The organism is Neisseria sp. (assembly GCF_030527965.1).
GTDB lineage: Bacteria > Pseudomonadota > Gammaproteobacteria > Burkholderiales > Neisseriaceae > Neisseria.
Genome location: NZ_JAUMZU010000002.1, coordinates 1 through 23,554, shown reverse-complemented (window position 1 = coordinate 23,554; position 23,554 = coordinate 1). Strand labels below are relative to the sequence as shown.

At 42.8% G+C, this 23,554-nt stretch carries 18 protein-coding genes; 10 read left to right on the top strand and 8 right to left on the bottom strand.

The window, feature by feature from the left end:
• The first annotated feature begins 117 nt into the window (after positions 1–117).
• Positions 118–3,057, top strand: a complete 2,940-nt coding sequence (locus Q4A84_RS01100; protein WP_303087086.1) for a right-handed parallel beta-helix repeat-containing protein — start codon at positions 118–120, stop codon at positions 3,055–3,057.
• A gap of 138 nt (positions 3,058–3,195) precedes the next feature.
• On the opposite strand, the gene Q4A84_RS01095 is transcribed toward Q4A84_RS01100, so the two are convergent.
• Positions 3,196–4,398: an O-antigen polymerase gene (locus Q4A84_RS01095; protein ID WP_303087085.1), complete on the bottom strand. Its 1,203-nt coding sequence runs from the start codon at positions 4,396–4,398 to the stop codon at positions 3,196–3,198.
• Positions 4,399–4,664: 266 nt separating this feature from the next.
• On the opposite strand from Q4A84_RS01095, the gene Q4A84_RS01090 reads away from it, so the two are divergent.
• The 3 genes from Q4A84_RS01090 (at position 4,665) to Q4A84_RS01080 (ending at position 7,577) form a co-directional block, all read left to right on the top strand.
• A complete protein-coding gene (locus tag Q4A84_RS01090) occupies positions 4,665–6,146 on the top strand; it encodes a patatin-like phospholipase family protein (RefSeq protein WP_303087084.1) in 1,482 nt (493 codons plus the stop codon).
• A gap of 67 nt (positions 6,147–6,213) precedes the next feature.
• The gene (locus Q4A84_RS01085) at positions 6,214–6,834 is read left to right on the top strand and encodes an L-threonylcarbamoyladenylate synthase (RefSeq protein WP_303087083.1); all 621 of its coding nucleotides are present in this window, start codon (positions 6,214–6,216) and stop codon (positions 6,832–6,834) included.
• 95 nt (positions 6,835–6,929) lie between these two features.
• A complete protein-coding gene (locus Q4A84_RS01080; RefSeq protein WP_303087082.1) occupies positions 6,930–7,577 on the top strand; it encodes a site-2 protease family protein in 648 nt (215 codons plus the stop codon).
• Positions 7,578–7,665: 88 nt separating this feature from the next.
• Here the strand turns inward: Q4A84_RS01080 and Q4A84_RS01075 are convergent, their stop codons facing one another.
• Together Q4A84_RS01075 and Q4A84_RS01070 are read right to left on the bottom strand one after the other, a co-directional pair.
• Positions 7,666–8,982: an MFS transporter gene (locus Q4A84_RS01075; RefSeq protein WP_303087081.1), complete on the bottom strand. Its 1,317-nt coding sequence runs from the start codon at positions 8,980–8,982 to the stop codon at positions 7,666–7,668.
• Positions 8,983–9,139: 157 nt separating this feature from the next.
• Entirely contained in the window at positions 9,140–10,177 is a 1,038-nt protein-coding gene (locus Q4A84_RS01070; RefSeq protein ID WP_303087080.1) for a LacI family DNA-binding transcriptional regulator, read from the bottom strand.
• Positions 10,178–10,478: 301 nt separating this feature from the next.
• On the opposite strand from Q4A84_RS01070, the gene mnmE reads away from it, so the two are divergent.
• Both mnmE and Q4A84_RS01060 read left to right on the top strand, forming a co-directional pair.
• Entirely contained in the window at positions 10,479–11,846 is a 1,368-nt protein-coding gene (mnmE, locus tag Q4A84_RS01065) for a tRNA uridine-5-carboxymethylaminomethyl(34) synthesis GTPase MnmE (RefSeq protein WP_303087079.1), read from the top strand.
• A gap of 42 nt (positions 11,847–11,888) precedes the next feature.
• A complete protein-coding gene (locus Q4A84_RS01060; RefSeq protein ID WP_303087078.1) occupies positions 11,889–12,020 on the top strand; it encodes a hypothetical protein in 132 nt (43 codons plus the stop codon).
• A 224-nt stretch (positions 12,021–12,244) separates the two neighbouring features.
• On the opposite strand, the gene Q4A84_RS01055 is transcribed toward Q4A84_RS01060, so the two are convergent.
• From Q4A84_RS01055 to Q4A84_RS01035, 5 genes are all read right to left on the bottom strand, one after another.
• Positions 12,245–12,826, bottom strand: coding sequence for an NAD(P)H-dependent oxidoreductase (locus tag Q4A84_RS01055; protein ID WP_303087077.1), 582 nt, complete (start codon positions 12,824–12,826; stop codon positions 12,245–12,247).
• 91 nt (positions 12,827–12,917) lie between these two features.
• Positions 12,918–13,568 (bottom strand): ABC transporter ATP-binding protein, encoded by a 651-nt coding sequence (locus Q4A84_RS01050; protein WP_303087076.1) that lies wholly within the window; start codon positions 13,566–13,568, stop codon positions 12,918–12,920.
• The gene (locus tag Q4A84_RS01045) at positions 13,565–14,362 is read right to left on the bottom strand and encodes an ABC transporter permease (protein WP_303087075.1); all 798 of its coding nucleotides are present in this window, start codon (positions 14,360–14,362) and stop codon (positions 13,565–13,567) included. The genes Q4A84_RS01050 and Q4A84_RS01045 overlap by 4 nt, the downstream gene beginning before the upstream one ends.
• On the bottom strand, positions 14,362–15,528 hold the full coding sequence (locus Q4A84_RS01040) for a capsule biosynthesis protein (RefSeq protein ID WP_303087074.1): 1,167 nt from the start codon (positions 15,526–15,528) through the stop codon (positions 14,362–14,364). Before Q4A84_RS01040 ends, Q4A84_RS01045 begins: the two co-directional genes overlap by 1 nt.
• A gap of 5 nt (positions 15,529–15,533) precedes the next feature.
• Positions 15,534–16,712, bottom strand: coding sequence for a polysaccharide biosynthesis/export family protein (locus Q4A84_RS01035; RefSeq protein ID WP_303087073.1), 1,179 nt, complete (start codon positions 16,710–16,712; stop codon positions 15,534–15,536).
• Positions 16,713–16,899: 187 nt separating this feature from the next.
• Between Q4A84_RS01035 and Q4A84_RS01030 the strand changes: the two genes are divergently transcribed.
• The 4 genes from Q4A84_RS01030 (at position 16,900) to galU (ending at position 23,501) form a co-directional block, all read left to right on the top strand.
• Positions 16,900–18,003, top strand: a complete 1,104-nt coding sequence (locus Q4A84_RS01030; protein ID WP_303087072.1) for a Stealth CR1 domain-containing protein — start codon at positions 16,900–16,902, stop codon at positions 18,001–18,003.
• 26 nt (positions 18,004–18,029) lie between these two features.
• Positions 18,030–21,365, top strand: a complete 3,336-nt coding sequence (locus tag Q4A84_RS01025) for a CDP-glycerol glycerophosphotransferase family protein (protein ID WP_303087071.1) — start codon at positions 18,030–18,032, stop codon at positions 21,363–21,365.
• An 81-nt stretch (positions 21,366–21,446) separates the two neighbouring features.
• Complete coding sequence (locus tag Q4A84_RS01020) at positions 21,447–22,610, top strand: GT-D fold domain-containing glycosyltransferase (RefSeq protein ID WP_303087070.1); 1,164 nt, start codon at positions 21,447–21,449, stop codon at positions 22,608–22,610.
• A gap of 27 nt (positions 22,611–22,637) precedes the next feature.
• Positions 22,638–23,501, top strand: a complete 864-nt coding sequence (galU, locus tag Q4A84_RS01015) for a UTP--glucose-1-phosphate uridylyltransferase GalU (RefSeq protein ID WP_303087069.1) — start codon at positions 22,638–22,640, stop codon at positions 23,499–23,501.
• Positions 23,502–23,554: the final 53 nt, after the last annotated feature.

Here is a 23,554-nt window from a genome sequence, read left to right as displayed (position 1 = left end):
CAACACAAATACCGATTATCTATTATAAAAACCGATTATCTTAGGTTTTGTGCTATAACAATCACGGAAATGCTGTACTATTTGGGAGCTTTAATAATGAGACTTAATCCAATTAGCATGAATAATACCCATACACAGGCTAATGAACTTAGCCAAAAACACATTACAACCGAAGACGCGCCCTTTTTTACCGTTCCTGAGTCAGAGTTGATATTGAATCAACCGATTGAAGACTTGGGTTTAAATGAAGAAGCCCTTTTTACGCCTGATAATCCGCCCCAAGGTACAACGTTGTCAGGCTATGAATATGCCGCTGCCGAAGCGCCTACAGCCATTGATTTACCTCAAGACACCAGTGTTTCAGCGGAAGAGATTCAACCCCAAGCATCAAGTTCTTCACCTTACCCTTGGTTAGCAGGTTTAGGACTGGGTGGTGCTTTAATCGGCGGTATTGCTGCTGCGGCAGGCGGTGGCGGCTCAGATGATTCTGACTCATCGGCCTCTGTAGCATCTCAAACCAAAGAGAAGGAAGCGCTTGTTTCCACCCAAACCAATAAGGAGGCGGACGCAAGCAGCAACCCTGTTGCAACAACGACTGCCTCTCAAACGGCTAACAACACTTCAAGCCAAACAGAGGTAGTTTCCAAAAGCAACACCACGCATAGCGCAACTCAGAATAACGAGAAGGTTGCTGTAGAACCTTCCATTCCGAGCAGCACTCCAAGTGCTGTGGTGAAGGCAACCGGCTCCAACAGCCAGTCTGCCACTACACAGAATGATGGAAACTCAAATAGTCTTGCTGATACATCAAAAAAACAGGAGATTGATTTGGCTAAAACTTCAACAACAGTAACGACCAGTGCATTTGTCAGTAGTAACGTGCCTTCCGGCGCCTCTTACACCGTTGTCAAGAATGCATCAGAAGCAGCGACGGCCGCAGCCGGCAACAGCGCTTTAAAATATATTGTGGTCAGTGATGGTAGCCATCACACGCTTTTCACCAAAGGTGCCGGAGGTGATTACACCACTTCGTGGGGCTCCAGCTCATGGGGTACCACCTTCAAAGACAGTGTATCCGTGTCAGCTTTCCATAAGGGAGGCAGTGATATCACCTCTGCCCTGCAATCGGCTATTGACGTGGCAGCCAAAAAGGGTTTGGGTGTAGAAATGCCCGAAAACGGCAGCTACACTCTTAGCGGAAAAGGCGTTATCGTGCATTCCGGCACGGATTACGTTGACGGCAACAATTCTACTTTGGTTTTCAAAAATATTTCCAACGGCTTTAACAGCGGTATTATCTTACAGAAAAATATCAAAGACGTAGAAGTTGAAGGCTTTACTTTTGATCTACAAAACAAAGCAGGTTTGCGCGGTATCGTCGGCATTAACAGCGATAGCGTTACCATTGAAGACAACAATTTTATCAATGTAAAAAACCGCGCCATCAGTTTTGTGACTGAAGATGGTGATGTAACCAATCTGGTCATCAAAAACAACAATATCGTATTACAAGAAGGCGTTAAAAGCGATGCCAATGAAAACTACGCGATTGTTCTGTATAACCAGTCTGAATCGAGCCTTTATTCAGGCAGCCTGACCAAATGGCATGAATACCGTACGGACACCAGCGTTACCGCCAATAAATATAACATTACCGGCGCAACGATTACTGGAAATCATATTACCGGTGGTTACTATGGTGTATCTTTCTCCGGCGTCAGCAACAGCACCATCAGTAATAATGTAATTAGCGAAAATGTGCGGAATATTTCCATGCAAAACCGCAGTGACGGCAATACGGTCAGCAACAACTACTTAACTGAGGCCAAATCGTCTGCCGTGCACATTGCTTATATGTCCAACAACAATAATGTAACGGGCAATATCGTGTCCAGTTCCAAAGCAGTCGGACAGGGTTTGCTGCAGGCCTATCAAGGCAGCGTCAACAACAAATTCACACACAACGAAGTCAACGTGACCAGTGAAAAAGGCACCGGCTGGATGCTCTATACCGGTACGGACTCCAACGGCACCGTATTCAGCCACAACACGCTGAACGGCAATGTCAACCGGAAAGTGGTCGGCGTAGAATCCATTTGGGACAGCGACTCTTCGGCCGGGGTAATTGGCGCTTATATGCCCAGCAAATTAAGCATTTACGATGTCATTACTAAAAAAACCTATGTAACCGACTATAACGGCGGCACGGGTGATTTGGATAATGTCAAAGTCAATGACAATATCGTTGCTGCAAATACGATTACCAAAGGCATGTCGGTTTTATTCATGGGTGCGGAAACCTCCACTGGCCTCTATCACAATGAAAACCTGGTAGGTGACATCAACAATCTGCAATTCTCGGGCAACTCCATTGTAGGTGGTAATTACACTCAAACTGTAGAAACCCACACCAACGGTAGTGCAACCATCAACGGTTTCGTGAATACCCACAATTCGGTATTGACCGGTAGCATTCAGCACTACACAGGTACATCATCCGACAATACGTATTATGTCGACCATGCCTCCGATACCGTAAAAGAGGCTGCCAACGGCGGTAAAGATACCATTTACAGCACGGTAAGCTACACTTTGCCCGATCATGTTGAAAATCTGGTGCTTTTGAATATTGATCCGCTCAATGCCACGGGCAATAGTTTGGACAATACCCTTAAAGGCAATGTAGCGGCCAACACGCTATCTGGCGGAGCGGGCAACGATACGCTTATCGGCGGAGAAGGCAATGATACGCTGACCGGCGGAGCAGGCAACGACACTTTCTTATTCAACGGCCGATTAAACGGTGATGTCGACCATGTAACCGATTTTTCTGCAGGGAATGACAAACTGGGCCTGAGCTCTCTGGTATTCGGCTCTTTGGAAGGCAACTGGTTTGCACAATCCAACGCGATTACCACTGAAACCCGTGTTTACCAAGACGGAACCAAACTGTATTACGATGCAGACGGTTCGGGTACACATTTCAGCGCCGTACAATTTGCCGAGCTGGATGGAACAAGCGCCGAGCTTACCGCGGCCAACTTCACCATCTACTAAACCAGAGGCGCTCGGAAAAATCCCGATCGGAATCTTTCCGAACGCCTTTGTAACAAAGCTGCTTTGTTTAAATATAATGCCTGTCTGAACATTTTCAGACAGGCATTATATTTAAACCATGACTTCAAATTTGGTGCTTCACCTCGCCGTCTGCACCTTACGAATCAATAAAAAGCACCACAACATAATCTGTATCCACATTGAAATCAGCGTCATATATTGATCTTGCAGAATTTGCGACATCAACGGATAAGCCGAAATGGCATAGGCAATGATAAAAAAATCATTGCCCTTCTTAGCCTGCTTGTAAAACATCCAGTGTACCGGCAGAAAAAGCAATGGTATAAAAAAGCCGGCGGCGCCAAAATCACGGAAATACACTTCATAAACCGTATAAAGATTGGTGGGAACCGGCGTAAACTGATAGCCTTTAACAATCGGCCCGGGCGGATCCGTCAAACCCTGAGAGGCCAGCAAACTCAATACAAAACGTAACGAGTGGTCGCCCATAGCCAAATAATCCGATTGGTCAAACAGCATGGCCAGCGCCACAAAAGGCGCCAACAAATAACTTTGCATACTATCTACAAATCCGATTAAATTAGCACCGAACGAAGCATCTTCCGAAGTACCTTTCGAGGTAAGCGAGGCGATAACGAAAAACATGCCGAGCAAAACACTCCCCAACAGCAACATGCTTTTCGCACGCACTTTGCCCGTCACCGCCAGCGGCATCACGGTCAAAATAAAAATCATCAAAAAAAACGTCCGGCCGGTTGAAAGAAAAGCATAAGCCATTCCAGACAATACAGCCAGCAAAGCACTCCACTTACTCAATTGTTTTGTAGATGCAAAATAAACGGCGATACCCGAGGTCAGAAACGACAGAGGCCCTAAATATCCCAGCCAACCCAAGCTGGCTCCTGTCATGTTATAGGCATAGCGCAAACGGGTATAACCGGCACTGGTAAAAATACTGCCGCCCGCCAATTCGGTTGCTTTCTGATAAGTCAGCGGAATGCCTATCAACAGCACCATCTGAATCAAAAATAAAACCCATTTGTTTATTTTATACGATGAAGTCGGAACATTCGTACCGACCACCGGAATGCCTACAGGAGAAGCAAACCACATCATAAATAATGCGCCCAGCTGCACACAGATTTGCACCAGTAGATATTCGCTCGACAAAGGATAATAAACATGCTGGAAAATAAAGTATGCAATAAAAATAACGGCCCATAATCCGAAAAACAGGGTAAAAGGATTGAACGCACCCAGTTTCCGGTATTTCGATACAAAAAAACCGGTAAGAGAAATCAAAATCAAAAAAATAAGCATATGATCTTTTTCATTGTAGGTTTATTTCATTGCTGCGACTTTGTAATCGTCTCATTCAGCCCTTTGTAATAATTCACAACGCAATCTTAGCACTATTTATGACATATGAGCTTACAAAACAAAACAATCGGTCATAAAATCCTACAATAGGCCATGCACTCTCTTTTAAATGTAAAAATATGTATAAAACATATAGAAAACACGCTACTGGTCAGCTCTGATATACTTCCGCCATCCTTTCCCGCCTATCTGCAAACCTGAAAAACATGAAAGCCAAATTTACCCCCCGCCTTGTAAAAATCTTCCTGCCTGCTGTCATTTCCCTACTTTCCGCCTGTAATCTGGTGAAATACCAGCCATTGACCACCATCAACAAAATCGACACGTCCAAAGGCTATCGTCTGGAAAACAATTGGGAAGCGCACAGCAACGACACCTATATCGTGCTGATGTTTTCCGGCGGCGGTACGCGCGCAGCGGCGTTGGGCTACGGTGTTTTGGAAGAACTGAACAAACAGAAAGTCTGGATAGGCGGCAAAGAAAGCACATTATTAGATAATATCGATTCGGTCAGCGGTGTATCCGGCGGCTCGGTTTTGGCCGCTTATTTCTCGCTATACGGTAAAGACGCCATTCCTTCATTTGAACGGCGCTTTCTGAAGCAAAACTTCGAAAGGCAAGTTACCAAGCAAGTCTTCTCTTTTGCCAACCTACCCCGACTAACCTCAAACGAATACGGCCGCGGTGATTTGTTACAAGAACAATTTGAAAACACATTGTTTAAAAAAGCGACTTTCGGCGATCTGGAAAAACACCGCAAAGGCCCTTTCGCCATCATTTCCGCCACCGATATGTCGCTCGGACAACGTATTGATTTCACGCAAGAACGTTTTGATTCTATGTGTCTCAACCTATCCGACTTGCGTATCTCACGCGCCGTAGCCGCCTCCAGCGCAGTGCCATTGGTTTTCGCCCCCATTACCCTCAACAATAACGGCGGTAACTGCGGCTACACCTTGCCAGCCAACTTACAAGAAGCCCTTGCTGCCACCGACAACAAATCCCTGCAAAACCAAACCCGACGGGAAATGGCTCGGAATTTTATGCGCTATGCCGACAGTAAAAAACGCCCCTTTATCCACCTGATCGACGGCGGCCTGACCGACAACCTCGGCCTGCGCGGCTTGCTGGACAGGGCGGAAACGTTTTCCGGTAACGCCTTATACAACCGGGCCATCAAAGAGGGACGCATCAAAAAAATCGTTATCATCAACGTCAATGCACAAAACCAGTTAGACAGCCGAATCGACCATTCTCCCGCCATACCCGGCCTGTCCGACGTATTAAGCGCCGTTGTTAACATTCCCATCGACCAATATTCTCAGGAATCTCTACGCCGCATACGTACGCTGGCCGACCAATGGAACGAAGTCGCACGCACGCGCCATGACCAAGACGTCGGCATGTACTTTATCAGCCTCAACTTACTCGACCTGCCCGACTCCCCGCTGCGCAAAAGCGTGTTGAATATTCCGACCAGCTTTTACCTGCCGCATAGCGACATCAACAACCTGAAACAGGCCGCCCATGTATTGCTGCAGCAATCGCCCGAATACGCACGCCTGCTCAAAGCGTTAACAGCCAAACCGACCGACAACAAGCAACTTTGGTTTATCGGAGAACCGGATACGGAAAACACGGAAGAAGCCAAGGAAGCGGCATCATCTCCAAGCACGATCTCGCCTTGATATTCCAAGCATCTGCAATCATATTTATGCCTGTCTGAAAAACGCATTATCACCATAAGGAACCCCCATGGCACAATTTTTCGCCATCCACCCCGAAAACCCGCAAGAGCGCCTGCTCAAGCAGGCCGCCGAAATCATTAAACAAGGCGGCATCGTGGTTTACCCCACCGATTCCTGCTACGCCCTCGGCTGCCATCTGGGCGACAAAGACGCAATGGAGCGCATCCTGCGCATCCGCCAGATTGACCAGAAACACCACCTTACGCTCATGTGTGCCGACCTGAGCGAATTGGGCACATACGCCAAGGTCGACAACAGCCAGTTCCGCCAGCTCAAAGCCGCCACGCCCGGTAGCTACACCTTTATTTTGCAAGCCACCAAAGAAGTGCCCAACCGCACTCTGCATCCCAAACGCAAAACCATCGGCCTACGCGTACCCGACAATAAAATCGCACTCGCACTGTTGCAAGAATTAGGCGAACCGCTGCTCAGCTGTACCCTCATGCTTCCTGAAGACGGCGAACCCCTTAGCGACCCGTACGAAATCCGCGACCGGCTGGAACACAGCGTAGATTTGATTATCGACGGCGGCTGGTGCGGCACCGAACCGACGACGGTAATCGATATGACCGACGGCGTATCACTGATACGCGAAGGCAAAGGCGACAAAACACTGTTCGGTTTATAATGCCTGTCTGAAAAAAGCAGGCGCTCCGCCTGCCCTGCATCTCATCTAGGCACTCGGAGCGCACACAAGAGAAAACCATTACAACAAGGTAAAGCATGTTCCAACAATTCCATCTTGCCGAGTTCCTCCTCGCCGTTCTACCCATCTTATTGGCGATTACCGTACACGAAGCGGCGCACGGCTATGCTGCCCGCTATTGGGGCGACCGCACGGCCGAACAGCTTGGGCGTTTGACACTAAATCCGCTGGCCCACATCGATTTGGTCGGCACCATCATCGTACCCTTGATTATGTTTACGGTTACGCCCTTCCTATTCGGTTGGGCCAAGCCGGTACCGATTATCCCCCGCAATTTCCGCAATATACGCATGGGCCTGCGCATCGTCGCATTCGCCGGCCCTTTATCCAACTTGATTATGGCTTTCGGCTGGGGTATCGCGCTGGCAGCAGCGGCATGGGTGCCGGATAATTTTCAAGAAGCCATGAGCGGCATGGCTATTTATGGCGTCAGCATCAACGTCAGCTTATTCGTGCTCAACATGCTACCCATTCTGCCGTTGGACGGCGGCCGCATTATCGACAGCTTTCTCCCCACACGCGCATCCATCAAGTTTCATAAAATCGAACCTTACGGCACATGGATACTGCTTATCCTATTGGCCACCGGCCTGTTGGGAATCATCATGGCGCCTTTCTACCATGCCATCGTCGGCCTAATTTTAAGTGTTTTAGGCATGAGGTAAGCCGCCGGCTTTTTATTCCGAACGCCAAACAAAATGCCTGTCTGAATTTTGTCAGACAGGCATTTTTAACCAACCGAACCCATGCGGGTTAAGCGCTCAACTCCGGTTTTTGGCTGGTTTTAATCATCAATGTACACAATGCAGCCAAGCCCAGCAACGCACCGGAGAACATCATTGCATAAGCCGGATTGGTACCCAAGAACACGCGGTATATCCAACCGAAAGTTACGGTTTCAATCAACATCGGAATCACAATCATCATATTGATAATCCCCATATATACACCATAACGCTCTTTAGGCACTTCAGCCACCGCAATCAAAAACGGCACGCCCATAATGCTCGCCCAAGAAATACCGAAACCAATCATCGGCACGAATAACAACCATTTATTACTGATATGCGGAAAAATGAACAAAGCCAGTGCCGCCAAAGATACGGCAAACGCGTGTACGGCTTTTGCTGAATATTTTTTCGCCAACACCATCAAACCGAAGGCTGAAATAAAAGTAACCACATTATAAAAACCGTTGACCAAGCCGGTCCAAGCCACCGCCTCGCCATACAATTCTTTATTGTCGGCCGCCGCGCCCCACACCGATTGGGCGATACTGTGCGTTACATATTGCCAGTAAACAAACATGGCATACCATTGAAACAAATAAACCAGAGCCAGCTGCCACAAAGCACGCGGCATATCTTTGATGGCTTCGAAAATTTCAACCAGTGCCGGCCCCAAGCCGCGCGGTTTGGCTCGCATAGCGGCTAATGCTTCGTCAGAAGGACGGTCTTCCGGTGTAGAAAACACAGAAATCAAAACCGAGCCGATGGAACAAACGGCCCCGATATAGAAAGAACCGTAAACCCAGTAAGGAATACCCGCTTCGGAAGTCCCTTCAATCCACTGTTTAAAGAAATAAAGCGATACGTTGGCCAAAGTAATGCCCAAGCCGGTAAACACAGACTGCATTAAGAAACCGGTCGGCTGCTGCGCCTCTGGCAATTTATCGGCGATAAAGGCCCGGTAAGGTTCCATCGCGGTGTTGTTACTGATGTCGAGCATCCACAGCATCAAAACAGCCATCCACAAAGCAGTAACGTGCGGGAACAGAAACAAACAAATGCTGCATCCCACAGCGCCGATTAAGAAATAAGGCCGACGCCGCCCCAAACCGTTAATCCACGTTCGATCGCTCAAAGCGCCGATCAGCGGCTGCACCAGCAAACCGGTAATCGGGCCTGCCATATTCAAAACAGGCAAAGAATCAGGATTCGCATTCAAAAAGCTATACAAAGGGTTAACTGCGGTTTGCTGAAGGCCAAAGCTATATTGAATTCCGAAAAAACCGAAATTCATCAATACAATCTGCCTGAAAGCCATGGCAACTTTTTGGTTCATTGTCATCAGGATGCTCCATGATATCTATTGGAAAAATATTTGTGCGAAACTTAGCGCTCGCAGCGTATTACCCGTATGCATCACTTCTGTTGCCGGTCGTTGAGCCACCGGCTTTATTTTTCGCAAATGCCTGTCTGAAAAACAAACATCCGCCATTATTCATTTAATGCCCCAGCACCGAATCGCGCCAGAATACCGCTCCGGAAACCCTAACCGGATTAACCGGCGGCAATTCTTTACCTTCAATCATCTGCAACAACATCTGCGCCGCCTGCCTTCCCATTTGCGTATAAGGCAATTCAGCGCTGCTCAAAGGCGGAAATAAGGTTTCCGTAACCAAACGGTAGTTGTCGTAACCGGCCACCGAAATATCTTCCGGCACCTTAATCCCGCGCGTACGCAGCATGCCGTAAACACGCAAAGCCATTTCATCGTTGCCGCAGCACAAAACCGTAGGCTGCTGCGTTTGATTCAATATTTTATTAATCGCACACAGCAAATCCGAGCTCCGGTTGCTGCGATCAGTGTATCCGGTTACCACCAGTCTTTCGTCATACGCAATACCCGCTTCCGCCAAAGCCGCTTTATATCCGTTCAAACGCAAACGCGTCGCTACGATATTTTCCGGCAAAGTCAGATAACCAATCCGACGATGACCGCTGGCAATGATTTTTTTTGTTAATTCGTATTGCCCGGCTTCATCGTCGGGCACCACCGCAGGCGTGCCTTCATCATCAAAACAATTGAGCAAAACCAAAGGGAAATCGGCATGTAAACCGGTCAAATCCACGCGCTGATGGTGCTCCGCCACATACAAAACGCCTTCCACCCGATATTGCATAAACGTACGAATAAGATCCGACACCCGATCCGCCTTATCGCCGGTATCGGCAATAATCAACGTTTTACCGGTTTCGGCCACCACCTGCTGCGCGCCCTGCACCAAAAACATATCGGGCAAGCCCCGCTCTTCCGCCTCCTCCGACACGTGCGACACTGCGCCGGTAATCACGCCAATCAAACCGGAACGATGCGAACGCATGGTACGTGCCGCAGAAGACGGCACATAACCCAATTGAGCAATCGCTTTTTCTACTTCACGTCGGGTAACTTCTTTGACGGGAGCGTCATTATTCAACACGCGGCTGACCGTTTTCGGAGAAACGCCCGCCAAACGCGCCACGTCATAAATCGTCGCCATAAGCCATCCAGCTGTGTTTGAAAGTTATTTACGCAATTTAAATGACATCGGTGTCATTGGGGCAAAATTGTATTACAAGTCATGAATCAAAACAAGAAAAAACACAAAAGCATACAAGCCTTTTGATTTATCACAAATCATCGCATCACATTCAAGCTTTCAGACAAACATTTCAATATCAAAACCCATGCGAATAGAATGCAAATCGCACCATCCTGCTCTCAAACCAAGCCATAGCGTTTTCAGACAGGCATCGAGATGCTTGCTATAATTCGAGCCAGTCTTTTAAGAGCTCATACTCATGCCACCAACCAACCCCACCATCGCCGCCATTGCCACTGCCCCCGGGCGAGGCGGCGTCGGCGTTATCCGGCTTTCCGGCAAAAACCTGCTGCCGTTGGCCAAACAAATCAGCGGCGGGAAAACACCTGCGCCGCGCACCGCCCTCTATACCGACTTTCTCAATGCAGACGGCCAAGCCATCGACAACGGCCTGCTACTCCACTTCCCCGCCCCCTCCAGTTTTACCGGCGAAGATGTGATTGAGCTGCAAGGGCACGGCGGGCCGGTAGTCATGCAAATGCTGCTGGCACGCTGTTTGGAGCTCGGCGCTAAACTGGCCGAGCCGGGCGAGTTTACCAAACGCGCCTTTCTCAACAATAAAATCGACCTGGCTCAAGCCGAGAGCGTAGCCGACCTGATTGATGCCGCCAGCCAATCAGCCGCCCGAATGGCCGTGCGCTCGCTCAAAGGCGCATTCTCTCAGCATATCCACACACTGGTGGATGATTTAATCACGCTGCGCATGCTAGTCGAAGCCACGTTGGACTTCCCAGAAGAAGACATTGATTTTCTCGAGGCTGCCGACGCCAGCGGCAAACTGTCCATGCTGCAAAACCGCTTGCAAACCGTATTACAAAGCGCCGAGCAAGGCGCCATCCTGCGCGACGGCATGAGCGTGGTGCTCATCGGCGCACCAAACGTCGGAAAATCCAGCTTGCTCAATGCCTTGGCAGGAGACGACATCGCCATTGTTACCGAGATTGCCGGCACCACCCGCGACACCGTACGCGAACAAATCACTCTCGACGGCGTTCCCGTGCACATCATCGATACCGCAGGTCTACGCGAAACCGAAGATAAAGTAGAACAAATCGGCATTGAGCGCAGCCGCAAAGCCGTACAAAATGCAGACGTTGCCCTGATTCTCGTCGACCCTCGCGAAGGCATCAATGCCAAAACCCAAGCGGTTCTCTGCGGTTTACCCGAGCATCTAAAAAAAATTGAAATACATAACAAAACCGATTTAACCGGCGAACCAACCGGCCTTTTTTCAGACAGGCATCTAAGCCTGAGCGGCACCGACACACTCATCAAGCTCTCCGCCAAAACCGGTTCAGGTTTGGATTTGCTCAAACAAGCATTGCTGCAAGAAATCGGCTGGCAAGGGGAAAGCGAAGGGCTATTTCTCGCCCGCAGCCGTCACCTCACCGCCTTGCATAACGCCCAAAACGAGCTGCAAAACGCCGCATTGTGCAACAACCAGCAACTCGAACTTTTGGCCGAGCACCTCCGTTTAGCCCAACACGCATGCAATGAAATCACCGGCGAATTTACCTCCGACGACCTGCTCGGCGTTATTTTTTCCCGCTTCTGTATCGGCAAGTGATAAAATCAAACCTCATTTCCTCAATATAAACAAGGAGAAAAAATGAAAAAACTATGCCTCACCGCCCTGCTCGGCTTATGCCTGGCTGCCTGCACCTCCAACAGCTCAAACAGCACTACGCAAGCCTACGGCGAAATAAAAGGCGGCGTAGAAACCAGTCATACCAGCCGATAGACAACCCAATATTCCAATCAAAAATGCCTGTCTGAAAATATTTTTCAGACAGGCATTTAATAATCTAGCCAATTCATCTTTGGCAATATGAAACTCTTGCCACAATCACAAACCATCATACAGATCAACGATAAATCACGTTGCTTTAACGGCTCAAAACAAAAGCCCACAAAGCAAGCTTTTCATAATCAAACAGCAATCTATAATTGATAAAACAGTCTGGATTATGCGGCAAAAATTTCTTGCAAATGTGCACGATAATCTTTGAGATAACGCTCCACCTGCGGGTTCTTAACAACATCGCTACAGATAAACGTCGGCAATGCCTGCAAACCCAAAAACTCATTTGCTTTATGAAAATGCAAATACACAGCATCCACACCAACGCCCTCGAAAAAATCCCCCGGTCGGGTAAACGCTTCCATCGGCGCATTCCAAGTTAGCGAAAGCATATGCTTTTTACCCTGCAGCAAACCGCCCGTACCATAACCCTCCGTTGGCGTTGCACTATGCCGACCATCACTTTGCCAGAGTTTGCCGAGCCCCGCAGAAAAAACCTTGTCAATGTAAGCCTTGATAAACCACGGTTCACCCATCCACCAAGCCGGCATCTGCCAAATTACTGCATCCATCCACAGAAATTTACCTACCTCTTCCTGCGGATCATATTCATCGGCAAGAACAGTTTCACAAACCTCATGACCAAGCCCAACAAGCGTATCCCGAGCACAAGCCTGCAAAGTATGATTCAACCGCCCTTGAGAAGGGCCAAAAGCTGCACCACCATCCAGAAGAAGAATCCGCATAACATTCCTTTGAGATAATTTCGTGTATTAATCCATGAAGTCTAGTTAATTATAAACAACCTGAAGATGCAAAGAACACGTTCATTTATTGCTACAGATGCGCGTTATAGTATTCATAAGCCTTATCCATCGTTTCAAACCTATGCAAATGACCCGCCTCCAGTACCATCGCATTATCGCAATACTGCTTCATTGCGCTATGGCTATGCGAAACCAAAATAATCGAACGATCTTTACGACGGTCAAACAGCTCATATTTACATTTTTCAGAAAAACGCGAGTCTCCCACCGCAATCACTTCATCAATTAAATAGCAGTCAAATTCCACAGCCAAAGACAGCGCAAATGCCAATCGCGCTTTCATACCCGACGAATAACGCTTTACAGGCTCATAAAGATACTGACCCAGTTCGGAGAACTCTTCAGTAAAATCTTTTACATAGTCGATATCAACATTATAAATTCGGCATATGAAACGAAGATTATCCATACCCGTCAAGCTACCCTGAAACGCACCGCTAAATGCCAACGGCCAAGAGATACTCATCGTACGTTTAATTTCACCGGAAGTAGGTGGTTCCACCCCACTAATCAAACGGATTAAGGTAGACTTTCCCGCGCCATTCCGCCCCAAAATGCCGATTTTTTCACCTTTTTCCAGTCGAAAATTAATATCATGCAAAACCATGCGCCAACCACTGCGTGTTCGGTACTGTTTCGATACGTTCTCTACAGAAATCATTGTGGCTCAACACCTTTACTGAAATTATTGACCATTGCCAAACCCAAAAACAGTAAAATCAAATCACAAATAACAATAAACCAGACATTTTCATAAGTTACGATCGAATTACCAAAATAACCATGACGGAACATCTCTGTGCAATTTACCATTGGAATCAATAAAGCATATTCCCTCGCCTGTTGCGGCAAAGTGTAAACAAAGAAAAACACGCCTGACAACGGTAACAAAATAAAGCTAAACGTACCCCAAAGCTTCCCAAAAATATCAAAATTAAATGCAATCGAACAAATTAGCAATCCTAACCCAATAGCAAAAACCGCCATCAAAAACCAAGCTATCAGCATATAAAAAATATCTACAGGAGCATCCATCCATCCAAGCAAAACAAATACGCCCATAATCGCAATCTGCGCAATTGTTGCGCCCGCGATTTCCAACAACATACGTGCCAATATCGTATCCAACACACGCACATTCCGGTGATAAAGCAAGCTTGCATTAGCAGAGATTGCACCGATAGCTCTATTGGAGGCATTACGCCACATCATAGCCATCGGATAGCCCGTCAGAATAAAAGCAGAGATATTTAAAGTTGAATATCTATCAGCCCTAATAAACTGCCACATCAAAACAACCGTTAGCGTCATCAATAAAGGTTCCATGAAAAGCCATAGAAAACCAATATCGTTTCTCCCATAACGAGTAATAATTTCACGTAACAGAAGCGCGTTGATAACCCGTTTTTGAATCATCAACGATTCCCAAAACGATGTCTTATGCAATTCTTTCATCAGTTTTTATGCTCACGTACATTAGCAATTAACAGATTTAAGATACCATACAGCATCAAACCAATAATTAATGTAGCCATAATGTTATAAAGGCGACTCGGCTTCATAGCTAAATCAGGTTCACTTGGCTGTGCAACCACTTCCAAATAAAGCTGCTGTCGACTCGCTTCCGCTTTTGCAGTTTCTAGAGAAGTAATGGCAGCAGCCAATTGCTTAGTTGCTAACTCATTTTCAAGGTATAACAATTGATATTCTTCAGCTTGATTTGTCAGAGATTTTGAGCTGCTACCGGAAATCATTTTCATCTGTTGGGCAATTTCTTTGCGAAGGCTTTGCTCGCGAGCTTTCAGACCTTGAATCTGCGGATTATCCGGGGTCAATGCTTTTACTTGATCCAGTTGAGTTTGAATGACAATCAGCTCATCCTGTAATTTGGATACCAGCCCCATTTGTACTTCTGATTGGGCTTTCAAGTCGAATACACTATTATGGGTTCGGTAATTTGTCATGTTAGCAGAAGTTTCTTTAACCCTTTTCTCTGCACTTGCTAGGGCATCTTCGGCATAACGAATAGTATCTTTACGCGCTCGTTCATTCAGCTTATTAATCAATTGCTCGCCTTGTTTGAGCAAAGCGGCATTAATTTGTTTAGATTCCTTCGCATCAAAAGAAGTTACGTCCAGAGTGGAAATACCGGAAACTGAGTCAAAATTAATGTTAATTTTATTCTTATAATAGTAGTAAAACGCTTCTTTTGAATCAAACATGCCGAATACATTAAAACGACTAAAAATATCTCCCTTTTCTTCATAAAAAGTACGAATAGGTATTTTCTTGCTCAGCTCATCTAATGCCGTGCGCGAATACATATAATCTCGTACAGTATAAGTATCATCTTGAGACCTTGAAAATCCTGCATTTTGTAATAACGCACCTAAGCCACTAAAAGAAGTCTGATTTTTTGACGAACGCACCACAAAAGTAGATTCAGAGGTATATTGGTCAGACGCCACCAAACCAAAATAAACCGTTGATAAAACAGTTGGAATAATCACGGTCACCCACAATAATGGGCTAAGTTTTTTTACTAAGTTTGTTTTACGGTTTATTTTATCTACTTTTGTAACAGGCTCTTCCACCTGCGCTTCTGGTTTCTGTTCCTGCATATCAATTAATTTCCAATATTATCAATACTATTCACCCCATTAACTACGGGAGAGAACACAAATTGTAAAAACTTCTGTACTTCAGACAAAGGAGAATTCGCCACATACACTACGTCTTTGTTCTGCATAGGGAAACGTTGCATCCAGAATAAAGAATTTGCATCTGTCAGATCTAAACGGTACACCACTGGAATCTCTGCATCATCCGCATATCCCTTGGCCCTCCAATTCTCCCGTTCTCTTTCAGGCAAATCAACCAATGTCTTATAACGAAACACAAACACACCACGCGCATTAGAACGCCTGTCTTGCAAACCGCCCATGCGGCCTATTGCCTCCGCTAAAGTTAGACCTTTCGCTGAAAAATCAAATTGCTGGCTACGGCCTACCGCTCCCAAAGCAGTAAAACTTAAAGGGTTATTTAACAAAGTCAACACATCACCTGGCTTCAACACAATGTTTTGCCGAGGATCAGATACTAATTTTTCAAAGGCTACTGTCTTTACTTCATTATTACGGGTCAACTGCACCGAAATATCCTGCACAGCACCGATTACCCCGCCAACAGCCGCAACTGCATCCAACACACGCTCACTACTCGAAGTCAGAGGCATACGTACACTATTACCAGCACGTACCACTGACACATGTGCTGAATTATTTTGCACCAAGCGAACCACCACTTGAGGCTGATTGGCCATTCGTTTCAGCTTCGTTCTAATTAATTCTTGAATTTGTTCCGGCGTTTTACCAACCACGACCACATTCCCAATAAACGGAACTGAAATTAATCCTTTCGAATTAACCATCTGATCTGGCAACTTGGTAGCTTGCGCACTACCTGCTCCGGAAGTAGACAATACCCCTCCGAATAGTAGTGCCGGAGGAGCTTCCCATATTGAAATGTCCAAGACATCTCCCCTACCTACACGGCCATTATGCCCTTCATTTCCATTTAACTCTGAAAACGATTGGGATATTCGCTCTTGATAGAGTTGAGACACTACCGGCTCATTTACATCGACAATGCTTACAGGAGGGATATTGGCAGAACTTTGCTGCTTATCCAAAGCTAATATTTTTCTGGAACTAGGGCCAGATGTAGGCAAGCTGCTACATGAAGACAATGTAATAGATCCAACAAAACAAACAGATAACAAAATGGAACACTTGAATTTTATCATAAACCCTACAACCAACTATGAATCAAACTTAAACAATGGTTCGTTTATTTTACATGCCCTTTCTTCTCAACAAAACCATCCGCAATAATAAATTCAGCTTGCATCAAGCAAGATATTATCCTTACAATACTACTACTAGAAAAATATTTCCAGCTTCTATTCAAACCCAATTGATTTTATTTGATTCATGAAAAAAATTAAAAAATTAGTACGGAACCCTGAAATTTTTTTCAGAGATTATTTAAATAAACGATATCCTATCATCAATAACGAACAACAGATTACCGAGCCTGAAGAGGCTATTTTAATCAAAAACGATATAAATCTATCAGTACAAGATACGACAATTTACTCAAACAATCCGATAATTGACGTAGTATTTACTTGGGTAAATAACAATGACGATAAATGGTTGAAAAAATACAAAACACACACTGAAAAATATTCCCTAGATACCATAGGACTGTATGCTAATGATCAAGCTCGATTTAGCAATCATAACGAATTATTTTATTCAGTCCAAAGTATAGAAAAATTTATGCCATGGGTTCGCCAGATTTACATCGTCACAGACGATCAAGAACCTGATTGGCTGGATAAAAATAATAGAAAAATAAAAGTTATCGACCATAAAGAAATCATCAAAGAGGAATTTTTACCCACTTTCAACTCACATATTATTGAAGCCCATCTCCACAAAATTGAAGGATTAAGCGAAAATTTTATTTATTTCAATGATGATGTGTTTGTGGCCAGAAAACTTTTGCCGCAACATTTTTTTCGTAGCAATGGAATTGCTTCCTTATTCATTGCAACAAAAAGCTTAAAAAATATGCAGCAGAAAGGAAAAATGACACCAACTCTAGCTGCATCTCAAAACGGTGCAGCATTACTAAAAAAATATTTTTCTGCAAACATTGATGCGCCTTTAGTACACACATACGTGCCTTTAAAAAAAAGCGCTTACTCAAAAGCCTGGAATCTCTTCCATTCAGAAATCCAAGCATTTCTACCTAACAAATTCAGAACTAATAGCGATCTGAATTTAGCAACATTTTTAGTACCTTGGCTGATGTATTTAGACGGCCAGTCTGTTTTTGAACGTGAAATATGCTACTACTTCAATATTCGTTCTCCTCACGCGTTGACACAATACAATAATCTTATTAAAAATCAAAAATCTGGAGCATCTCCCCATTCATTCTGTGCCAATGACTTCAATAGTGAAAAAAGTACCAAACAATATCAACAAAATTTGATTAATTTATTAGAAAAATATTATCGAGATTAAAGCTAAGTATTTAGGAATAAAATCCAATGAACAGAAAATTAAAAAAACTTCTTCGAGATCCAAAACTATTTTTTAAAGATATGTATCTTAAAAAAGAAGCTCAATTAAAAAGAAGCTTACCTATCAAACATGATGGGCACAATCAATACACCGTTGTATCAGCTGTTTATAATGTAGAAAAATATCTTGATGATTATTTCTCTAGCTTAGTTTCCCAAACGCTTAACTTTAAAAACCATATTTATTTAATTCTGGTCGATGATGGATCAACTGATTCTTCAGCTCAAATTATCAAAAAATGGCAAAAAAAATATCCAAACAACATTCAGTACATCCATAAAACAAATGGTGGCATCTCTTCAGCGCGCAATTTAGGCTTAACTCATGTCAAAACAAAATGGGTAACTTTTATCGACTCTGATGATTTCATACATCCTGACTATTTTAAAATTGTTGATGATACTATATCAAAGGATGAGTCTATCAAGTTGGCAGTAGGTAATTTAAAATTTTATTTTGATGAAAATAAGTTAGTACAGGATACTCATTCTTTACGCTATCGCTTCAATAAAGAAGTTAATATCGTACCCATTAAGGATTTGAATAAAAACATTAATCTCTTCGTCACAGTTTCTTTCTTTGAAACTAGCATCCTAAGAAAAAACAATATCAAATTTGATGAAAACATCAAGCCTAACTTTGAAGATGGTAAATTTCTAGCAGATTACTTTTTACATACCGAAACCGGTAGTGTCGCTTATCTACAAAAAGCAATCTTTTTCTATAGAAAACGCGGAGATGGCAGCTCAACAATTGACAATTCATGGCAGAAAAAAGAAAAGTACTACAATATTCTAGCATTTGGCTACCTGCCAATGCTTAAAGCATATAAAGAGAAATACGGCACCATCCCTAAAAACATTCAATGGACTGTACTTTATGAATTATCATGGCATATCAAAACCTTATTAAACCAAGATTATAAAATTGATTTCCTATCAAGTGCAGAGCAAGAAACTTATTACCAATTAGCTTTAGAAGTTTTTTCTTATATAGATGACAATCAGATTTTAGATTTTGATCTAATCGGTATTTGGTTTTTTTATAAAATCGGCATGATGGGCTTGAAGAGGAAAAAGCCTGCTTTTAATATAGCCTATATAGAAAATATTGATAAAAACAAACAGCAAATTTTAGTTGTTTACCCTACATATTATGATATAAGTGTTTCTTATCGAATCGATAATAAAGATATTATCCCTAAATTCCAAAAAGTAGTGGATTATACTTTTGCCAACCAAATTTTTGTACAGGAATTCAGAGCATGGATTCCCTATCAATCATTAAATGAACAATTAGGTATCATGCTAGATGGGAAACATGCCCGCTTATCGTTATTTGGCAAACAAAAAAATAATTGGAAAATACAGGAGATTGCTGACGCCTTTTCCCCTTCAGAAAAATACAGAACCGATGGTTCTTGGATTATTATGGATAGGGATACTCAAGCTGATGATAATGGAGAGCATTTTTACCGTTACATGAAGGAAAACCATCCCGAACAGACCTGCTATTTTGCATTAAATAAAAATTCACATGATTGGGTACGCCTTCAAAAAGAAGGATTTCTGTTATTAGACTTTGGAAGTAAACAGTTTGAGAACCATTTACGGAAAGCCTCTAAAATCATCAGCAGCCATTTTGATGGTTATATTACTAATTATTTTGGCGATGAATATGAATACAGCAAGAAATATGTTTTTTTACAACATGGCGTAATTCAGAATAATTTATCTAGATGGTTAAATTATAAAAGAAATATGCTAGGGATTATCACAACCACTCCCGAAGAGTACAATTCTATCGCCCTTGACCATAACAATTATCACGTAGGAAAAAAAGAAGTTTTTCTTTGTGGTTTGGCTCGTCATGATGCTTTATTAAAGAATAATAAGAAAGATAGCAAAATCATTTTAATCATGCCAACATGGCGCTCCAGCATTATCGGCAAAGCCTCTAAGACGGGCAATTTTAGAGAGTACAATAAAAATTTCATGCAAACAGAGTATGCCAGACATTGGTCCATGCTCGTAAAAAGCGCTCAGCTTAAAATATTGGCAGAACAATATGGGTATAAGATTATTTTTGCGCCACATGCCAATATTGAACCTTACCTGCCTCTTTTCGAAATCCCACAATATATACAAACCTGGGAAGCAGAAAACTCTAAAATGAGTATTCAACAGCTTTTCCAAACTGCGCAAGTTATGATTACTGATTATTCATCTGTTGCATTCGAAATGGGCTTTTTAGAAAAATCCGTTATTTATTATCAATTTGATAAAGACGAAGTATTCTCGGGTGGACATATAACACAAAAAGGGTATTTCTCGTATGAGAACCATGGATTTGGCCCTGTTGTTGAAAATGAAAATGATCTTATAGATAGCTTGGGTCAAGTATTACAAAATGACGGCCATCCTTGTGAGCCCTATCTAAGCAGAATTAAAGCTACCTTCCCTTATAGGGACAGGAAGAATTGCGAAAGGACTTATCTAGCTATTCAAAACATGGATAAGCTTGACAACAGTCTAGATATTAATCTATTAAAAACCTTTGCAGAAAATGCACTTCAACAATCCGCATGGCACCTTTTAGAAGAAAGAAGTTACCAACTGCAAAAAATTCAGGCAGAAGAAAAATACGAGCATTATTATTTACTATCTCTATTTAAACAAAATAAGTTTGTTTATTTATATAAATGCCTACAAGCTAGTAAGGCAAATATCGCATATTGGCATGCAAAAATGGGATTTCATCTCAATGACGAAACAAACTCTCTGGAATATTTTAAACGAAACCCACCAAAAGAATTAGATGATAAATTACTATGCCTTATTTATTCCGCATATAATCAAGATATTACTTTTTATCAAGAAATACGCAAAATTATTACCACTAACAGCAAAACTATCCTGGCACAGGTTTTCCTAAAATTAAGCGAATTTGTAATATTAAAGAATTGGAAAGGTTTTCATCTATACTTGGAAGAATTTTTGCATACTTGCACGTTAGAGCAAAAAGAATCCTATAAGTTAGAACTTTTTGCCTCATATATTTTTGTGAAACAAAAGAATTTTGAAAGAGCCAATCACTATATTTCACGTTACTACAAACATAGTAAACATGATTGTGCTTATTTCTTGGCTGCCGCTAATATGGCATTTGCGCAAAATAACCATCCTCGCGTTGTTTCCGAACTTGCCCAAGGTGTTAAAGAAAATTACAGTATTCTATCTCAAACATTACTATTGAAATATTCTAAATCTCTAAGAGAGTTAGCAGATACATTTGATCGTTAATGAAGGAATATATGTACATCAAATAATATTTGAGCTCCCAGATTCTATAAAGAATCCTAACTTTAAAAGGCTTATTAATGCATGTCTAACCAAAATTTAGATACTCAAACTATACTTGCTAGCTTCAAAATGTATTTTGGTAATTTTTCATTTATCAAAAAAATTGATATTTACAAAGATGTTGTTTTTTTAGAAATCAAAACAGAGTTGCTAGCTTTCGCATTAGAATTTAAACATGATGGGAGTTGTGAAATAGTTTTTAGAAATGATATCACGACACAGCATTTTTCTATTTTCTTTGACTATCCGTTTACTAAGGGAACTCCGATTTACTTAGGTAATATCTGCGTCAATAATTTATTTCACACAGATACAATTCTTATGCCTAACGATATGCATTTATTTCTGGAAAGAGCTAAGCGAATTCTGAACAAATGCTTGAAAGTAGAGAAAGAGCCTTTTTTATGGTTAAAAACCTCAAATTTAAATTTGAAAAAATCAAATGAAATAAATGCATTGCAACTACGCAACGATGTTTTGCTAGATATGACTAATCATATGCAAAATAGGCTTTTATCTATACTGGAAACAATGCATCGAATTAAAAATGAAGAGTTAAGTATCGCACGATTTGGAGATGGTGAAATCAATTGCATGATTACCGAAACGGGATGTAGCTTCCAAACCCATAACTGGAAACTTATGCAGGAGCTTAGAGATATGAATATGACTCAAAATGGTTTACTAGTCTGCTATCCAAGCTTAATGGTAGAAAATGGTTTCTGGTTAGATTTTTGGGCAAAACATTGGGCGCAGTGCAAATTCTATTTACAACGTGAAGTTTTAGGTGATTCCTTTGTCACACGCCCTCAAGCCTTTTATCTTTACGGGCATATAATTGCAGATATGTGGAAAGAAATCTGGGAAAACAAGCATGTATGCTTTATAACCGGAGAAGGCTCACGAATGGATGGAAATCATTTTATATTTGATAATATTAAAAATTCATCCTACATTTACTCCAAAACAAAAAATGCCTATGAAGACATCGACAATATTATTCACAAGAGTCTAAAGCAAAGTAATGTAGATCTATTTCTAATCGCTTTAGGCCCTACGGGAACTGCTGTTGCCAGCCGTCTTTATAACAAAGGTTATCGGGCATTGGATATAGGGCATTTAAATAATAGTTATGATACGGCTTTCCATAACGCGCCGCGACCAGAACATATTACCTACCTTTGAATATCCAAACTCTGAAAGGGAAAACTTATGAAAAAAATACAAAAAGCCGTCTTTCCTGTTGCTGGAATGGGAACACGTTTTTTACCTGCAACGAAAGCTAACCCAAAAGAAATGCTACCGATTGTAGATAAACCTCTGATCCAATATGCAGTAGAGGAAGCTATTTCTGCCGGCTGTACGGAACTGATTTTTGTTACGGGCAGAAACAAACGAAGTATTGAAGATCACTTTGATAAGGCTTACGAACTTGAAACCGAGTTATCTTACAAGAAAAAGCATGATTTATTAGAGCATGTACGCAATATTCTACCTGATGACGTCAATTGCATTTATATCCGACAGCCGGAAGCACTAGGATTAGGTCATGCTGTTTTATGTGCGCAATCAGTTGTAGGAGACGAGCCTTTTGTGGTCATTCTGGCTGATGATTTGATTGATGCACCTAAAGGGGCAACAGCCCAATTAATTGATTTGTATAATCAAACACAAACGAGCATTGTTGCAATAGAAGAAATCCCTTTAGCAGAAACGGAATCTTATGGCATCGTAGAAACCTTCCTTGAAAATGGATTAAACAGGATAAGTAATATTATAGAAAAGCCCAAACCGGCTAATGCTCCATCCAATATGGCAGTTGTTGGCAGATATGTATTGACCCCCGCTATTTTCGATATGCTACGCAAAACACAACGCGGATCGGGTGGAGAAATACAGCTGACTGATGCCATTGCTATGTTGATGAAACAAGAAAAATTATTTGCTCATCATTTCACCGGAAAGCGTTATGACTGTGGCAATAAATTAGGCTATTTAGAAGCTACTGTAGCATATGGTCTAAAACATACTCAATTAGGAGCAGAGTTTAAGAAAATCTTAGCTAACATGCTATAATTTAGGGGCTGTCCTAGATAACTAGGGAAATTCAAATTTAAGTTAGAATTATC

Excerpts from the sequence above, each read along its gene's own strand:
- Q4A84_RS01100 (WP_303087086.1), top strand. The coding sequence starts at position 118 with ATGAATAATACCCATACACAGGCTAATGAACTTAGCCAAAAACACATT.
- Q4A84_RS01095 (WP_303087085.1), bottom strand. The coding sequence starts at position 4,398 with ATGCTTATTTTTTTGATTTTGATTTCTCTTACCGGTTTTTTTGTATCG.
- Q4A84_RS01090 (WP_303087084.1), top strand. The coding sequence starts at position 4,665 with ATGAAAGCCAAATTTACCCCCCGCCTTGTAAAAATCTTCCTGCCTGCT.
- Q4A84_RS01085 (WP_303087083.1), top strand. The coding sequence starts at position 6,214 with ATGGCACAATTTTTCGCCATCCACCCCGAAAACCCGCAAGAGCGCCTG.
- Q4A84_RS01080 (WP_303087082.1), top strand. The coding sequence starts at position 6,930 with ATGTTCCAACAATTCCATCTTGCCGAGTTCCTCCTCGCCGTTCTACCC.
- Q4A84_RS01075 (WP_303087081.1), bottom strand. The coding sequence starts at position 8,982 with ATGACAATGAACCAAAAAGTTGCCATGGCTTTCAGGCAGATTGTATTG.
- Q4A84_RS01070 (WP_303087080.1), bottom strand. The coding sequence starts at position 10,177 with ATGGCGACGATTTATGACGTGGCGCGTTTGGCGGGCGTTTCTCCGAAA.
- mnmE (WP_303087079.1), top strand. The coding sequence starts at position 10,479 with ATGCCACCAACCAACCCCACCATCGCCGCCATTGCCACTGCCCCCGGG.
- Q4A84_RS01060 (WP_303087078.1), top strand. The coding sequence starts at position 11,889 with ATGAAAAAACTATGCCTCACCGCCCTGCTCGGCTTATGCCTGGCTGCC.
- Q4A84_RS01055 (WP_303087077.1), bottom strand. The coding sequence starts at position 12,826 with ATGCGGATTCTTCTTCTGGATGGTGGTGCAGCTTTTGGCCCTTCTCAA.
- Q4A84_RS01050 (WP_303087076.1), bottom strand. The coding sequence starts at position 13,568 with ATGATTTCTGTAGAGAACGTATCGAAACAGTACCGAACACGCAGTGGT.
- Q4A84_RS01045 (WP_303087075.1), bottom strand. The coding sequence starts at position 14,362 with ATGAAAGAATTGCATAAGACATCGTTTTGGGAATCGTTGATGATTCAA.
- Q4A84_RS01040 (WP_303087074.1), bottom strand. The coding sequence starts at position 15,528 with ATGCAGGAACAGAAACCAGAAGCGCAGGTGGAAGAGCCTGTTACAAAA.
- Q4A84_RS01035 (WP_303087073.1), bottom strand. The coding sequence starts at position 16,712 with ATGATAAAATTCAAGTGTTCCATTTTGTTATCTGTTTGTTTTGTTGGA.
- Q4A84_RS01030 (WP_303087072.1), top strand. The coding sequence starts at position 16,900 with ATGAAAAAAATTAAAAAATTAGTACGGAACCCTGAAATTTTTTTCAGA.
- Q4A84_RS01025 (WP_303087071.1), top strand. The coding sequence starts at position 18,030 with ATGAACAGAAAATTAAAAAAACTTCTTCGAGATCCAAAACTATTTTTT.
- Q4A84_RS01020 (WP_303087070.1), top strand. The coding sequence starts at position 21,447 with ATGTCTAACCAAAATTTAGATACTCAAACTATACTTGCTAGCTTCAAA.
- galU (WP_303087069.1), top strand. The coding sequence starts at position 22,638 with ATGAAAAAAATACAAAAAGCCGTCTTTCCTGTTGCTGGAATGGGAACA.